General features: G+C 71.3%; 1 protein-coding gene. It reads left to right on the top strand.

Annotated features, from left to right (window positions below; translation table 11 throughout):
• A partial coding sequence (locus DSY14_RS28435) for a sulfatase/phosphatase domain-containing protein (RefSeq protein WP_211719645.1) occupies window positions 1-321 on the top strand: 321 nt, incomplete at both ends.

Below are 321 nucleotides of genomic sequence, written 5' to 3'. Positions count from 1 at the left end.
TTCCCCTCCTGGACCGGATCGGTGGCCGGGACGGCCCGGCCCACTACCCCGAGGGATGGGCGATGGCCGGCAACACCCCGTTCCGCCGGTACAAGCAGTACGTCGACCTCGGAGGCGTGCGCTCGCCGCTGGTCGTTTCCTGGCCCAGGGGGATCGCCGCACACGGCGAGGTCCGCCGGCAGTTCGTGCACGCCATCGACGTGATGCCCACCGTTCTCGACCTCATCGGTGCCCCGTCCGCCGCCGATACCCACGGCCGCAGCATCAGCGCGACCTTCGGCGATCCCGCGGCGTCCACGCGGGACACCCAGTACTGGGAGA

The organism is Nocardiopsis sp. MG754419, from assembly GCF_018207095.1.
In the GTDB taxonomy this organism is placed as follows: Bacteria; Actinomycetota; Actinomycetes; order Streptosporangiales; family Streptosporangiaceae; genus Nocardiopsis.
This window is presented reverse-complemented; position numbering and strand designations above follow the sequence as displayed.